The 13,500-nt window shown below is 44.8% G+C and carries 16 protein-coding genes and 1 other RNA gene; 12 read left to right on the forward strand and 5 right to left on the reverse strand.

Annotation, left to right across the window (positions count from 1 at the left end; genetic code table 11):
• The first annotated feature begins 1 nt into the window (after position 1).
• A complete protein-coding gene (locus tag OCV12_RS04665; RefSeq protein WP_048658196.1) occupies positions 2 to 667 on the forward strand; it encodes a hypothetical protein in 666 nt (221 codons plus the stop codon).
• 121 nt (positions 668 to 788) lie between these two features.
• Here OCV12_RS04665 and tesB read toward each other — a convergent pair whose 3' ends face one another.
• Positions 789 to 1,649 carry an acyl-CoA thioesterase II gene (gene tesB / locus OCV12_RS04670; RefSeq protein ID WP_026084268.1) on the reverse strand — a complete coding sequence of 287 codons (861 nt, stop codon included), beginning with the start codon at positions 1,647 to 1,649 and terminating at the stop codon, positions 789 to 791.
• 168 nt (positions 1,650 to 1,817) lie between these two features.
• Between tesB and OCV12_RS04675 the strand changes: the two genes are divergently transcribed.
• Positions 1,818 to 2,258: a YbaY family lipoprotein gene (locus OCV12_RS04675; protein WP_017631049.1), complete on the forward strand. Its 441-nt coding sequence runs from the start codon at positions 1,818 to 1,820 to the stop codon at positions 2,256 to 2,258.
• Between the two features lie 77 nt (positions 2,259 to 2,335).
• Here OCV12_RS04675 and OCV12_RS04680 read toward each other — a convergent pair whose 3' ends face one another.
• Complete coding sequence (locus tag OCV12_RS04680) at positions 2,336 to 2,638, reverse strand: MGMT family protein (RefSeq protein ID WP_261885452.1); 303 nt, start codon at positions 2,636 to 2,638, stop codon at positions 2,336 to 2,338.
• A gap of 51 nt (positions 2,639 to 2,689) precedes the next feature.
• On the opposite strand from OCV12_RS04680, the gene OCV12_RS04685 reads away from it, so the two are divergent.
• Both OCV12_RS04685 and ffs read left to right on the forward strand, forming a co-directional pair.
• A complete protein-coding gene (locus tag OCV12_RS04685; protein WP_261885453.1) occupies positions 2,690 to 3,433 on the forward strand; it encodes a VP0952 family biofilm-associated protein in 744 nt (247 codons plus the stop codon).
• A gap of 246 nt (positions 3,434 to 3,679) precedes the next feature.
• An RNA gene (gene ffs / locus OCV12_RS04690) (signal recognition particle sRNA small type) lies at positions 3,680 to 3,776 on the forward strand.
• Positions 3,777 to 3,987: 211 nt separating this feature from the next.
• Here ffs and OCV12_RS04695 read toward each other — a convergent pair.
• Entirely contained in the window at positions 3,988 to 4,620 is a 633-nt protein-coding gene (locus OCV12_RS04695) for a LysE family translocator (protein WP_261885454.1), read from the reverse strand.
• A 90-nt stretch (positions 4,621 to 4,710) separates the two neighbouring features.
• On the opposite strand from OCV12_RS04695, the gene OCV12_RS04700 reads away from it, so the two are divergent.
• A complete protein-coding gene (locus tag OCV12_RS04700) occupies positions 4,711 to 5,628 on the forward strand; it encodes a LysR family transcriptional regulator (protein WP_261885455.1) in 918 nt (305 codons plus the stop codon).
• Positions 5,629 to 5,661: 33 nt separating this feature from the next.
• On the opposite strand, the gene OCV12_RS04705 is transcribed toward OCV12_RS04700, so the two are convergent.
• Complete coding sequence (locus OCV12_RS04705) at positions 5,662 to 6,000, reverse strand: hypothetical protein (protein ID WP_017631023.1); 339 nt, start codon at positions 5,998 to 6,000, stop codon at positions 5,662 to 5,664.
• 247 nt (positions 6,001 to 6,247) lie between these two features.
• Between OCV12_RS04705 and OCV12_RS04710 the strand changes: the two genes are divergently transcribed.
• From OCV12_RS04710 to OCV12_RS04730, 5 genes are all read left to right on the forward strand, one after another.
• Positions 6,248 to 7,081 (forward strand): AraC family transcriptional regulator, encoded by an 834-nt coding sequence (locus OCV12_RS04710; protein ID WP_102268974.1) that lies wholly within the window; start codon positions 6,248 to 6,250, stop codon positions 7,079 to 7,081.
• 104 nt (positions 7,082 to 7,185) lie between these two features.
• Complete coding sequence (locus OCV12_RS04715) at positions 7,186 to 7,914, forward strand: AzlC family ABC transporter permease (protein ID WP_161679099.1); 729 nt, start codon at positions 7,186 to 7,188, stop codon at positions 7,912 to 7,914.
• A gap of 2 nt (positions 7,915 to 7,916) precedes the next feature.
• Positions 7,917 to 8,246 (forward strand): AzlD domain-containing protein, encoded by a 330-nt coding sequence (locus tag OCV12_RS04720; protein WP_261885456.1) that lies wholly within the window; start codon positions 7,917 to 7,919, stop codon positions 8,244 to 8,246.
• Positions 8,247 to 8,295: 49 nt separating this feature from the next.
• Complete coding sequence (locus OCV12_RS04725; RefSeq protein ID WP_261885457.1) at positions 8,296 to 8,601, forward strand: NIPSNAP family protein; 306 nt, start codon at positions 8,296 to 8,298, stop codon at positions 8,599 to 8,601.
• Positions 8,602 to 8,682: 81 nt separating this feature from the next.
• Positions 8,683 to 9,465: a ribonuclease H family protein gene (locus OCV12_RS04730; RefSeq protein WP_261885458.1), complete on the forward strand. Its 783-nt coding sequence runs from the start codon at positions 8,683 to 8,685 to the stop codon at positions 9,463 to 9,465.
• Positions 9,466 to 9,600: 135 nt separating this feature from the next.
• Here the strand turns inward: OCV12_RS04730 and OCV12_RS04735 are convergent, their stop codons facing one another.
• The gene (locus OCV12_RS04735; RefSeq protein ID WP_261885459.1) at positions 9,601 to 10,746 is read right to left on the reverse strand and encodes a glycosyltransferase; all 1,146 of its coding nucleotides are present in this window, start codon (positions 10,744 to 10,746) and stop codon (positions 9,601 to 9,603) included.
• A gap of 326 nt (positions 10,747 to 11,072) precedes the next feature.
• Between OCV12_RS04735 and OCV12_RS04740 the strand changes: the two genes are divergently transcribed.
• Both OCV12_RS04740 and OCV12_RS04745 read left to right on the forward strand, forming a co-directional pair.
• Entirely contained in the window at positions 11,073 to 11,999 is a 927-nt protein-coding gene (locus OCV12_RS04740; protein ID WP_261885460.1) for a glycosyltransferase family 2 protein, read from the forward strand.
• A 16-nt stretch (positions 12,000 to 12,015) separates the two neighbouring features.
• On the forward strand, positions 12,016 to 13,452 hold the full coding sequence (locus OCV12_RS04745) for a lipopolysaccharide biosynthesis protein (protein WP_261885461.1): 1,437 nt from the start codon (positions 12,016 to 12,018) through the stop codon (positions 13,450 to 13,452).
• Positions 13,453 to 13,500: the final 48 nt, after the last annotated feature.

Raw genomic sequence — 13,500 nt, forward strand, 5'->3', positions numbered from 1 at the left:
CATGTTTGCAAAAGTCTCTACCGCTATCCAATTGGTGTTAGCTGTCTCCATTTTTTATTTGGGCTACACCATCTACTCGTTCACCAATAAAGTCGGTGAAATCGTCGATACTTACCCGCAGGTTATCGAGGATTTATCAGGCCTCACCAAAGGGTTAAAAGTCGAAGAGATGTTAGCGTTTGCTGAGCATGTCAGTGAATTGGCTCCTCAGGTGTTAGACACGGTTGATGAAGTGAGAAAGACCATTGACCAAGTTAACCAAACCGTTTCGTCTGTTGATGGCAAAATCCCCGCGATTTTGGATGAAGTGAAAAACGTTCGCACCGAAGTTGAGCAGGTAAGAACCGAAGTTATCCCACCAACACTGACTGAGTTGAAACGCTACCGTGTCGATGTGATGCCACCAATGCTTGCGGAAAGTAAATCTTACCGCGAACAAACGATCCCAGTTGTTGTGGCTGAATCTGAAATGCTGAGAGCCGAAGTGCCGGGTATCTTGGATCAAGCAAACCTACTGGCCGATAAGAGTAAAGCACTCGCTCAGGGCGCTGCCGAAGGTGCTGTGAAAGGGGTGGTGTTGTCACCATTCAACCTGCTTAGAGATGCGGGAGACGGCATTAAAACGCGAGTACAAAGTGAATTCGAGCCGACGCTAGAAACTGAATAGAATTATTGATTCTTGAACAACGACTCTTCGTTGATGTCATGAAAAGAAAGGGGCTAGGTATCATACCTAGCCCCTTGTTATTTGGTGTGCGTGTGTTGTGTTTGTAAAAAACGCCTACTCATTACTTAGTAAAGCGCATCACACCTTCTTGAACGGCGGTCGCTACTAGCTCACCTTTCTGGTTATAGATCTCGCCGCGCACTAGACCACGAGTATTAGCCGCTGTCGGGCTTTCAATCGCGTAAAGTAACCACTCATCCATCTTGAATGGGCGGTGGAACCAGATTGAGTGGTCAATCGTCGCGACTTGGAAGTTTGGTGTCATGATAGACACTTCATGAGGGTGAAGCGCTGTCACCAAGAACCCCCAATCCGATGCGTAAGCAAGCAGGTATTGGTGAATAAGTTGGTTATCTGGCAGCGCACCATTCGCTCTCACCCAAAGGTACTGCTTTGCTTCGGTCTTTTTAGGCTTCAGTGGGTTAACAACAGTAACAGGGCGCATCTCAATCGGCTTTTCGCCACAGAAAGTCTTACGTAGCTTCTCTGGTAAGAACTCCGCAATGTGGCTTGCTAGCTCAGTTTCAGAGGCAAAGTTCTCTGGCCCAGGGATGTTTGGCATTTCATTCTGGTGCTCAAAACCTGGTGCATCACCATGGTAAGAAGCCGTGAGATAGAAAATAGGGCGGCCATTTTGAATCGCTTTAACACGGCGTGTGCTGAAGCTGCGTCCATCTCTTAGGTTCTCAACATCGTAAATAATTGGCTTTTCAGGATCGCCGGGAAACAGAAAATAACTGTGGAACGAGTGAACACTACGGTCATCTTGAACAGTATAACGAGCAGCAGAAAGCGCTTGTCCCAATACCTGACCGCCGTAAACTTGTGGCAGACCAAGGTTCTCACTTTGCCCACGGAATAAACCTTCTTCCAGTTTCTCTAGCTGAAGTAAACTTAGTAATTCTTGTAAAGGTTGACTCATCGCCAGCATTCCTCTTCGTAAAATGGATGTCAGATTATGGTGTTAATCATTAAGATTAGTCAGATATCTGTCAATAAATCATAGGGTTTCAAGACAGAATATGAAAGCTCTCTTATAATTGGTGGGTAGATTTGCCGAGTCCGGCAAACATGTTGAGAGAAATTGAATATGAAAAAGGCTCTAATTCTTATTACGTCTTTAGTATCGTTTGGCCTACTTGTTGGCTGCCAAGCAACATCAGAAACGAACGCTTCTCAGGAAGTGGCTGCAGAGAACACTCAAGTGATTTCAGGAACAGTAAGCTATCGCGAAAGAATTGCATTGCCAGAGAATGCAGTGGTTACCGTTACGCTAGAAGATATTTCACTGGCTGACGCACCATCGACAGTTATCGCAACTCAAGAATTCACCACTGACGGTAAGCAAGTACCGTTCGCATTCGAACTGAGTTACGACAACAACAAAATTCAACCTAACCACCGTTACAACATGCGCGCATCGATTCATGTTGACGGCAAACTGCGCTTCACAACTGACACGATTAAGTCAGTGATTACAGACGTAGAAAACACGCAACAAGCAGACCTACGCTTGGTTGGTGTTCGTTAATTAGAAATGGATGCCACAGTTAAGGCATCTTAATTAGCTAATTCGTCTTTTAGCTAACTCGGTGATTAGTGGCAGCTCTAGGGCTGCCATTTGTATATTCTGAGCTTGACCTTTCCTACGTCACTCACTTCAATCCCTTCTGCAACCAGATGTTTCTTCTGGCGATCAAACGAATCACCCTTCAAAGAGATCTCGCCTTTACTGTTGATCACACGATACCAAGGCAGTTTGCTTCCTTCTGGTAAATTCCCCAGCGCTTTTCCTACATGCCGCGCATAGCCCGGAAATCCTGAAAAACGTGCTATGTCTCCATAAGTTGTTACTTTCCCATATGGAATTTGGTGAATCACAGCAAAGATTTGGCTCAAAAATTGGTCCATACTAAATGTTCCTAGTTCATTAATACCACGGATCGGTAGAAGGAGAGAGCTATGGTTTTTTCGACATTTCAATTTCTAATTACGACATTATTAGCCGTTGTTTGCGCTAGAGCAATCAGTTTGAGTGAAGGGGACATCCCAGTGCTTGCTATGGTCATTCCTGCATTATGGATTCTGCCGCAGGGTGGTATCGCAGGTTTAGCTTTGCTTGCTGCTATGACGACTTACGGTTTAACCCTTCCTTTACAGCCAATCACGCTTTCAGTCAGTGCATGGGTGCTATTCCCACTGCTTATGGTTGTGTTCTCAAGACGCAGCAGTTTGTCCGTCGTGATTATTTCAGGTTTGATTGTCACCACCTTACAGGTTGGGATTATGGTCACGCAATCGGCAGGAAAGCTTGATGGCGCACCTTGGATAACCACACTGCAGACGTTGTCTATCATCGTGATTTGGTGGGCTGCGAATCATCTGAAACCCGCGAGTCGACACAGCTGGTGGTCATTGGGCTTGATATTGCCATTATGGATAGCTGACTTACCTTATGCAGCTTTAGTGGCCTTGTGTGTCACGGGTATCATGGCATCGATGGAAACACTCAATCGATTGAAAACTTTCCGTTGGAACAAACTCCTGTGTTGGACATTGCCCACGGTTGGTTTTGCTGCTTTGGTGATAACGCCAAGCATTGAAGTACCAAGCCCTGTGTTTGTGGTGTGGTTGTGTTTGTTGGGTACCGCATGGATGACAGACTACATCATTCGAACGGAAGAGAACGAAGATACCGATCTCTAGTTGTGATTCGGTAATGGTTCGTTTTTCCTGAACAGAGCTAAGCACTGGCAGTTTGAATGAATGTGTTGCGAAACAAAGACAAAGGTGATGCTTTATCCGACAGTTTTACAGTGTGTTGGGTAAAGGGTAATCACTTGAACCACATTTGTTTAAAAAGAGTCGCTTTGTGCTTGCAATGGTTGCTGCGATGCTTAATAATCCAATCACTCTTTGAGGCAAGCCTCTTAGAAAAAGAATCTATGGAGGCTCTGGTCCTCCCGCAACACTAACTTGTGAACTCGGTCAGGCCTGGAAGGGAGCAGCCGCAGCAGGCGACGTGTGTGCCGGGATGTGGCTGGGGCTTCCACCCATATGAAAAGCCGCTCTTAATGAGCGGCTTTTTGCTATCTGCAGTTTGTACAATACTTAGATGTGTTTACATATCTTAGACGAACGATGACAATTCCCAATTTTTAAAACTCTCTCTAAGCTAGTAAACAATCACAACAGAATATAATTCTAGAAAGCAATTTGTTACCTCTCAAATGAAAGGTAATTATTCTTTACTAGCTCGACTATAGGTTGGAACCGTGATTTGTGACAGCGAGTACAACCGCTGCGATTAACAGCGCTGAGCCACTGATTTTATTCAGGTACGTTGGGCGATCTTGCATAACCCCAAGAAGCTTCTTGGCAGATATGGCGTAAATCATAACCCACGTAAAATCCAACACTGCCATTGTGGGGCACATCACCAACATTTGTGATAACAAGGGTTTGGTTGGAACAATGAACTGGGGGAAGAATGCGGTGAAAAACACAATCGCTTTGGGGTTGCCAGCTGCAACGAAGAACCCACTTAAATAGAGTCTGTGGCCTGAAATTACAGTGGGTGAATTGTTGACTATCTGTGCTTCATACTCAGGTTTATCAAACAACATCTTGATACCCATATACAGCAATGTTGTGACCCCAAGCCACTTGATAACGGCGAACGCTAGTTCAGACGCTGACATTATGACGCCAAGTCCAATTGCAACAATGATCATCTGTATGAAGTTTGCTGAGATATCACCTAGTGCCGTAAAAATAGCTTTATTAACGCCATATTTCATTGAATGAATGACTCCCAACAAAATGCTGGGACCTGGCGTCATGGTTAAGATAAGTGAAGCGAGGCAGAAGGTTAGCCATGTTTCTATAGTCATTTGTTTTCTCCGGGTGACTAGTCTCTATTTTTCGGAAAAAGTAGTCTGCTAGCATAGAGATAGATATCAAAATAACTTGAGGTTATATAAATGGTTGAAGACTTGGAGAGCATTCCATCATTAGTTCCTAAATTACTTCTACAGCTAATAGCGCTCGGAAGTATCACTGATGCCGCTCAGGTATTAGGAGTCAGTCAACCCGCTGCGAGCAAAGCACTTCGACGTGCTGAAGATGTGTTAGGTTTCGCTTTAATTCGAAGAGACAGTCGTCCGTTACTGTTAACTGAGGAAGGAAGGCTAATTGCTGAGTTCGCTAAACAGCAAGAATTGCAGGGAGAAGTGCTATTAAGACAGCTTCGACTTATTCAAAAAGATGGTGCTGGACAGGTGAAAGTGGCTTCTTTTGGCGCATCCGCTTCCACGCATATTTTACCTAACCTAATTCATGCGATCAGCCAACACTTACCTCAAATTAAAATTGAAATAAGCGAGTTTACAGACGAAGAAGCATTACTGGCATTGCGAGAGGGGCGCGTAGATTTTGCAATCGCAGTTGATAAAGAGTATTTGGATCTAGATATCATCCCAGTTTTTACTGACCGTATGGTGGCTTTAGTTCATGAAGATGACCCTTTATCCCAGTTACCAGTTTTGTCAGCTGTGGATATCGAAGACCGAGATTTTATATTGAGTAAAGGGGGCAGCGAGGCGCTCATTAGAGAATGGTTTAAGCTATCAAAATCTCGCCTTAAGGAAAAACACACCATTGTTCAATTGACCTCGATACTTGCTTTGATTAGAGCGGGCTTAGGTGTTTCTATTGTTGCAGAGCTTGCCGTTCCAGAATCTCATCCCAGCGTAAATGTTATTCCTCTTGCGCCGGAGTACCCTCGTAATATTTGTGTAGCGAAAAGAAGTGGTTGTTTTTCTTCGAATGCAGCAAGGTTAACTTGGGAGTTTTTGAGTAAAAATAGGTCACACAGTTACCTAAGCAAACGAGGTAATTAAGTGCGAAGAGACGTTCAGTTCTAATTTCCTAATTTAATTCGCAGGCAGCACAACCGCAGACGCTTCTTCCTCTGAATCTTCCTTGTCTTCGACTTGCTCAGCTACCCAATCAATTGTCTTTGTTAGATATAGCTTGTTGGTTTCGGTATCACACCAACTCTTTGATAATCCTCTTCGATTAAACTCACTGCCAATCGCTGCCAATGTTTGATTGCTTGAGCGCCCGTAATACAAGGTGTCGCATAGTTGCAGGTTCGACATCGATTGTGGGTATGTATTAACCGACGAGGAGTTCATGCTTAGTGCTTTGGATTGATTGTGCGTGCAGCCTGTAAGGCTCAAGAAAAAGATCAATGCTAAGGCTTTCTTCATCATATCTCTGAACAGTTACCAATAGTTGGCGGGAATTATGAGCATGATTAAGTCACTGATTTGTCAATTCTTCGCCAACTGCTTAAAGAGCACGATCTTGCTCGCAATTAGAACGCGTTATTGAGCCGTTTAATTCTTCGGTCAAAAAGTGCATCAACCGCCAAAAGCGCAATTTTGTACAAAAGCTGACAGAGCCTATAGAGTAGACTGATAAGTCGCTCGATAATTAACAGGCTTGGGAATTGTTATGGAGAACAAGAAACGCTCTAAAGAAAAGGCCGAATATAAGATCACAGAAGAACTCGGTGGCCTTGAAATCCTGAATGCTGAATACGAAAAGCAGAACTTCTCTCGCCACAGCCACGAGGGCTACACACTTGGTGTTATTGAGCAGGGTGCTCAACGTTTTTATCGTACGGGCGGGCATCATATCGCACCACAAGATGCCATCATTCTGGTCAATGCCGACGAAGTTCACAGTGGACACTCTGCCACTGAAGGTGGTTGGGCGTATCGCGCAATGTATCCACTTCCAGAACAACTCGCCAAAATCACTCAAGAGCTTAATTTACCCAATTACGGCGCGCCTTATTTCCCAAGAGCGGTGGTTGAAGATCCTGAGCTCGCTAATCAGTTGAGGTTGGTGTTCAACGCGATTGATGAATCGGATAATCGCCTGTTACGCGAAACCTTGATGTACGGAATGTTGGTTAAGCTGATTAGCCGACATGGGAAATCGAGCCTTAAACCCCAATTAGATGGCAAAACTCAGCGTCAGCTTGTTCTGGTGAAAGAGTTTTTAGATGATTTTCCGCAGGCCGATGTCTCCCTAGAGGAACTCTCTAAGCTGGCTGCTTTAAGCCCGTTTCATTTAGTGCGCTCTTTCCAAAAAGAGTTTGGTCTTCCGCCGCACGCATATCAGATCCAATCTCGGTTGAGGCTTTCTCGCAAGTTATTGAAGCAAGGGCATACGATTTCAGATACCGCGCAAGAGTGTGGCTTTCATGATCAAAGCCATTTTCATCGACACTTTAAAAAAGCCAACGGCTACACGCCGGGGCAATACATTAAAATGCTCTAAATTGGACTCGTTAGTTCGGTCGCGAAATCGAGCAAGTTTGTACAATCGAACCCACTCAGGTGTTTTTACATTGAATAACCAATGTGAAGAGAGAAAAGAATCATATGGATAATCAAAAGATGGATAGGCGCACTCAGTTATGGAAGGGCGTTTTAGCTGGAATGCCGCTGAGTATCGCCGTGATCCCGTGGGGAATTCTCGCGGGCTCATACGCGATAGACGCTGGATTGAATCAACTGCAAGCACAAGCGATGTCAGCGATTCTGTTCGCAGGCTCGGCGCAACTGGTCGCAGCGGGTATGTTCAAAGCGGGTATTGGCCTTGGCACTATGTTGCTGACCACGCTGTTCATCACCTCAAGGCACTTTTTATACAGTGTATCGATGCGCGACAAAATCAGTCATCTTCCGGCTCGCTGGCGTCTATTACTCGGTTTTTGGCTCACTGACGAACTGTTTGCGATATGCAGTGGGCAATCTCAACAAGAGTTTAATCGTTGGTACGCGGCGGGTGTAGGAGGCGGTTTTTATCTGGTTTGGAATATCGCGAGCTTCGTTGGCATTGTCGCAGGAAGCCAAATCCCGTCACTCAATGAAATCGGTCTCGACTTCGCGGTAGCTGCGACGTTTATCGCGTTGGTATTCCCGTTAATCAGAACATTGCCTGTAGTTGTATGTGTGGTGGTTTCTCTGGTTACATCGGTTGCTATGTCGGTCAACAACGTTGAAGGTGGACTCATGATTGCAGCGATTGCTGGCATGTTAGCGGGCTTTTTCAGTGAGTCGTTTCAAGAGCGAAACAATGGCAACAAGCCCATCGCAGAAGGGAAATAGAGATGATTTGGTTAACGATATTACTCATGACAGCGATTGTGTTCTTTAGCCGGTATCTGTTTCTTGAGCCTGCCATTCCACTTCGATTAAACCAAACAGCGCGACGTTTGCTACGTTATTCAAGCCCCGCAGTGCTGACTGCGATTTGGGGGCCGATTGTGTTTGCACCAGAACAAACACTTTGGCCAAGCCTAGAGAACCCATACCTGATTGGAGCGGTGGTGACAGGTCTGTTGATATGGAAAACGGGTAATGTGTTACTAACGATCGGTGTCAGCATGGCGGTGTTCTTGTTCTACAATCTTGTCGCGGTTGAATATCTTTTTTCTTGATTGCCATTATAGGTTTATTCCTTCCTCATAATTTAAGGGCTGTATAAATATGATTACTTGTTATGTTCGATATGTGATTGATCCTAAAAAGATAAAGGAGTTCGAGACCTACGCAAAAATGTGGATTCCTTTAGTGGCTAAATTTGGCGGTCAACACAATGGTTACTTTTTGCCATCAGAGGGAGCGAACAATATCGCGTTAGCACTATTCTCTTTTGATAGTTTGGCGGCTTATGAAGAGTATCGTACTCAGTCGCTAAATGATCCTGAGTGTATCAAAGCCTTCGAATTTGCTGATGAGGTCGATTGTATTGTTAGTTATGAACGTAGCTTCTTTAGACCTGTTTTTGACTGATTGACCTTGCAACGTATGGCGCGGTGACTTCTAATGTATTGATTCACTATTTGTGTATTTAGGTTCAGGTAAGGAGTTAATTTGGCTAAGAAGTATTATGTGGTTTGGAAAGGTCGTACACCGGGTATTTTTACCACTTGGAATGAGTGTAAGTCGCAAGTTGATGGTTTTGCTGGTGCGAGATATAAATCGTTTCCAACATTAGGCGAAGCTGAGTCTGCTTTCGGTGGTAAAGCGTCTTCTGCATCTCAGTCGAGTTCAGGTGCTAAGCCTGCATTTGCGAAGCCACGTACAGCCACTAAAGCGAAGGTTCCGCCTCTTTCTCAGCAGCAAATTACGGATATGCCTTTTGACATCAAGATCTTTACCGATGGTGCCTGTGAGCCAAACCCTGGTGAAGCAGGAACGGGGTTAGCGGTCTACTTGCAGAATGAGCTAACCGAGTTGTGGTATGGCTTGTATCAACCGATGGGCACGAACAATACCGCAGAGCTTCAAGGCTTAAAGCAAGCCTTCATCCTCGCGCAAGAAAAGCTCCGAGCGGGTTTATCTGTGGCGATTTATTGTGACTCGAAATACTCGATAGACTGCATTACTAAGTGGGCATCAGGTTGGGAGAAAAAAGGTTGGACGAAGTCGGGAGGCGAGATCAAAAACCTCGATATCATCAAGCCTGCTTATGCGCTTTATCAAGAACTCGCTTCTCAAATTACCATCCACCACGTTAATGGTCACGTAGGTATTGAAGGCAACGAACTGGCCGACCGCATGTCTATTGTGGCGATTTCTTCTAAAGAGCAGAACCTGAGTCGATATTCAGACACTGACGATCTCACTGAAATCTTAGCTTTGCGCGCCGGATAAGAAGGCTCGATAGTTAAAGCATCACAGCCATCGCGTTACAGTGTGCATCAATGTAACGCTTTGTTCCTGCCTCATTTTATAACGCTTATCTCTTATCTCTTATCTCTTATCTCTTATTTCTTATTTCTTATGGCGTTAAGCTGGGTTTTCTATCCAGTGAGACAGCTGCTGTGCCTGCTTAAATGAATTGAAGTTCTGCTCGACTCTTGTTCTTGCCTTCATCCCCATTTCTGTTTTGTCGTTGCTGCTGAGCTGTGCAAAACGCTCAATGGTTTCTCTTAATTCCTCGACACTTTTCTCATTGACCAAAAATCCAGTCTCTGGCGTGACAATCTCCTTACACCCCATAATGTTGGTCGTGATTACAGGCGTACCAACAGCCATCGCTTCTTTTAATACGAGTGGCCCTGTGTCGACACAGCCTGTTTCTGAAAAACAGAATGGGGCGATTAGGCTATCGTAATTGGGTAGGTTTTCTTTTACCCATTCGTGAGGTTGTGCGCCAAGAAAGGTGACATTTTGAGTTAGCCCGTGTTGATCTACTTGGGTTTTCAATTGCTGCTCCATGTCCCCAGTCCCAACGATGTCCAAGTGGATATTCAGAGGTTGAGCAATCGGTGCCAACGCGTCTATCAAGTAATGAATGCCTTTTTGCTCGACGAGTCGGCCAAGGAACACAAGGCGCAGAAGCTTGGTATCCGTTTTGGGTTGCAGCTTAAATTGGTTGGTGTTCACACCACAATGCAGCAGTTTGATGTTGCCTTTTGCCATGTTATTGAAATCGGTGAGCATGTCTTTACAGACCGCTACCACGAAATCGCTCGATGAAATCTTGTGTTCAATATCATAAGAAAACTCGTATACATCGTGTCCGTGGGCGACAAACGAGCAAGTAATGTTGAGAAGTTTCGCGGCAACAATGGCATGCGCGGTTGTGTGTTGGCAGAAGTGTGCATGAACATGGTCGATCTCTTTTTCTGCTAGTTGCAGAGCCAGTTTAAAGCCATAAACGAAAAGCGATCTTTTGGGCATGCTGTTTTGCTTGGAGACAAATGAAACAGCCTTGATGAACCCTAGCCAGTTAATGCTGGGGATTTTACCCATCCGTACATTCTTACCTATTTCGACAATGTCGTAGTCGAACTGCTTTTCGCTGTTTTCAATTTTGAACGTCATTACACAAACATCATGCCCACAAGCTTTCACAGACTCGACTTCTGTTTGAATGAATGTCTCACTGAGTACTGGGTAGGTTGGCGCCACAAATGCTACTTTCTTCATTCCTTACTCCTCAAATTCATGTGATTAAAGCTATTAAGCCAAGGTAATAACTAATAAAGCAAAATACGAACCAAGATTGAATGGGGTTTTAAAGGGCGTTTTAGAGGGGATAGGGATGATTTTCCTGCGGTTATCGCTCAAATAGAGCTGGTTTTCTCAAAATGGAAATCAAATTGGAATTTTGAGTTTCTCCGTTGTTTACGTCTCGTCGTCATTTTGCGAATAGGCTTGTAGGTCGCTGATATAAAAGCAATCCAGTAGAGATAAGTGATCGGCACAGAACATGCAATGTTGGTCATATAACGTATAACTGTGAGAGCGTCATTATGGCTAAAGTAAGTATCATTATTCCTACCTACAACTGTTTAGACTATCTACCGAAAGCGATCGGTAGTGTGCTTAAACAGACTCATCAAGATGTCGAACTGATCATTATTGACGACAACAGCAACGATGGGACGTCGACCTATCTTGCGACGATACACGACGAACGCATTATTAAGGTATCGACCTTAGGTGTTGGCGCGCCTCAAGCTAGAAATCTTGGTATTGAGAAAGCGACCGGAGAGTACATCGCATTTTTAGATGCGGATGACTTTTGGCTCCCAGAAAAAATCGAACGCCAACTTGAGTTTCATGAGCGATACCCTGATCTGGCGATGAGCTTTACCAATTACGAACACCTAACTGAAGATTACGAAGTCATTGTTGACTGCTTTAGTTATTGGTCACAATTTCAAGACCAAGACGAGTTGTTCATCAATATAGAAAACCCTTTAGAGTTCATTATCGAAAACAACGTGATTGGGACCTCGACCGTCATGGTCAAGGCTGAGGTGTTCTCTAAAACAGACAGCTTTAATGCAGACATCAAGTACGGTGAAGATTGGGAGTTATGGCTCCGAATGAGTGAAAATCATCAGATAGGTGTGCTGAACTCGGTGCAGGTTGGGTACTTGATGAGAGCCACCTCAGTGACCCAAACTGAAAATCTCAAACTTAGGAACTTGCAGTCCATAGAATCCATTCTTCAACGCTATCAAGACGATAGCGAAAGTTGGAACCTACCGCAGTCTAGCTTCAATATTGCCAAGGCGAGAATACTTGAAGGTTATGCTGACTATTATCGAGGTTTACAACAGAACAGACAGGCTATTGCCTACAGTTTCCGTTCTTTGGTCATGTCACCTCAAAAACGCACATTGCGACACCTAATTGGAGACTGTAAAAGTTTCCTAAAGCCAGCTTGGTAAGGAATAGGTGACGACTATGGGTTCACTAAAGCAGTCGGCTTATTACGCCATCGGCATATTAATGATGAAAGGGATCTCATTGGTGATGATCCCGTACATTACGCACAATATGACGTTGGCAGAATATGGTTCCTTAGAAGCCATCGTCTTGCTGGCAGACATTGGGACGATATTGTTCAGCTTCGGTATTGTCGATGCCATGTATCGTTATGTGGGTGTCGCCGAAGGTGATGAAAAGCGAAAGCTCGTCTCGAACTGCTTCACATTGAGTGTGTTGGTGTGCGTGCTTGGGGGCGCCTTGATTGCCCTCAGTATGCCGTTGTTAATCTTAATGTTGCCTGTTGAATTCCAGCCTTACCAGATACTGCTTCTGCTTATTCCTACCATGCTCGATGGGGCGATTTCTATCCCGCTAACGCTGATGCGAATGAACGCGATGGCGAAACGTTTTTGCATGCTCAATGTTTTGAAAGCCGGTGTTCAAGCCATCATGACTTTTGTTCTACTTGAGGCTGGATATGGTATAGATGGTGTGTTGATTTCAGCTGCGGTATCCAGTGTGTTGCTAATGGTTTGCTTGGTGCGTTATCAATGGCAAGAGATGGGATCTTTTGGTTGCTTCAAATACTCAGCGAAGATCTTAAAATTCGGACTGCCCGTTTTGGTTGGCGGGGCATCAATGTATATGATCATGGGGCTCGACCGCTGGGTGATGGCAAGCTTCGTCGGTGTCGAAGAACTCGCGATTTATGCGGTTAGCGGAAAGTTCGCGTTGATTCTTGGTTTGTTGCTACAGCCTTACGCGCTTTGGTGGTTTCCAAACCGTGTCGCTATGCTTCAACAGCCGGGTGGCAGCAAATTGTGCGCCGATAGGGCGTTGGTCGGAGTGAACCTCGCTATTGTTTTAGGTTCGTTGATGATTCTAACGGTACCCGGATTTATATCTCTCATTTTACCGAGCAGTTATCAATACGCGGGGACCATTGTTGTTGCGCTGCTTGCGATTAGCGTTATCAAAAATGCAGGTGATTATTTGAATCTGGGTTGTTTTAGCGGTGATTCAAGCCAATCTCAAATGTGGATTCAAGGTGGATGTGCTGTCTTAGCGGCCATTGGTTATTTCACAGTGACGCCTATTTATGGCGTGTGGGGTGTTGTCGTGGTTCTTTGTGCAACTTATGTTGTGCGACTCATGCTTCTGTATGTTGTAAGCCAAGCGATGGAACAATTACCTTATGAACACAGCAAGTGGGTAACCGCAGTCAGCATCGCATTAGTGGCGATAGCGAGTGATCAACTTCTGGGATTGGTGTTGGTTGATGTCCATGACTTTATCCTTGGGACGGCTGTTGGTCTAATTACGCTGGTGGCCTTTGTGAAATACTCTGTGATCGTTGTCCCGCAAGCTCTGCTCGACAAGTTGATGCTGGGAAAGCAGTCTCACGCAAATTGAAATAAAACACTGTTCATAATGTGTAAGGTTCGATAGTATTTATAAATT

Source organism: Vibrio pomeroyi (assembly GCF_024347595.1).
Classification (GTDB): domain Bacteria; phylum Pseudomonadota; class Gammaproteobacteria; order Enterobacterales; family Vibrionaceae; genus Vibrio; species Vibrio pomeroyi.

Bases quoted from the DNA above. Each gene is read 5' to 3' on its own strand.
- OCV12_RS04665 (WP_048658196.1), top strand. From the start codon at position 2: ATGTTTGCAAAAGTCTCTACCGCTATCCAATTGGTGTTAGCTGTCTCC.
- tesB (WP_026084268.1), bottom strand. From the start codon at position 1,649: ATGAGTCAACCTTTACAAGAATTACTAAGTTTACTTCAGCTAGAGAAA.
- OCV12_RS04675 (WP_017631049.1), top strand. From the start codon at position 1,818: ATGAAAAAGGCTCTAATTCTTATTACGTCTTTAGTATCGTTTGGCCTA.
- OCV12_RS04680 (WP_261885452.1), bottom strand. From the start codon at position 2,638: ATGGACCAATTTTTGAGCCAAATCTTTGCTGTGATTCACCAAATTCCA.
- OCV12_RS04685 (WP_261885453.1), top strand. From the start codon at position 2,690: ATGGTTTTTTCGACATTTCAATTTCTAATTACGACATTATTAGCCGTT.
- OCV12_RS04695 (WP_261885454.1), bottom strand. From the start codon at position 4,620: ATGACTATAGAAACATGGCTAACCTTCTGCCTCGCTTCACTTATCTTA.
- OCV12_RS04700 (WP_261885455.1), top strand. From the start codon at position 4,711: ATGGTTGAAGACTTGGAGAGCATTCCATCATTAGTTCCTAAATTACTT.
- OCV12_RS04705 (WP_017631023.1), bottom strand. From the start codon at position 6,000: ATGAAGAAAGCCTTAGCATTGATCTTTTTCTTGAGCCTTACAGGCTGC.
- OCV12_RS04710 (WP_102268974.1), top strand. From the start codon at position 6,248: ATGGAGAACAAGAAACGCTCTAAAGAAAAGGCCGAATATAAGATCACA.
- OCV12_RS04715 (WP_161679099.1), top strand. From the start codon at position 7,186: ATGGATAATCAAAAGATGGATAGGCGCACTCAGTTATGGAAGGGCGTT.
- OCV12_RS04720 (WP_261885456.1), top strand. From the start codon at position 7,917: ATGATTTGGTTAACGATATTACTCATGACAGCGATTGTGTTCTTTAGC.
- OCV12_RS04725 (WP_261885457.1), top strand. From the start codon at position 8,296: ATGATTACTTGTTATGTTCGATATGTGATTGATCCTAAAAAGATAAAG.
- OCV12_RS04735 (WP_261885459.1), bottom strand. From the start codon at position 10,746: ATGAAGAAAGTAGCATTTGTGGCGCCAACCTACCCAGTACTCAGTGAG.
- OCV12_RS04740 (WP_261885460.1), top strand. From the start codon at position 11,073: ATGGCTAAAGTAAGTATCATTATTCCTACCTACAACTGTTTAGACTAT.
- OCV12_RS04745 (WP_261885461.1), top strand. From the start codon at position 12,016: ATGGGTTCACTAAAGCAGTCGGCTTATTACGCCATCGGCATATTAATG.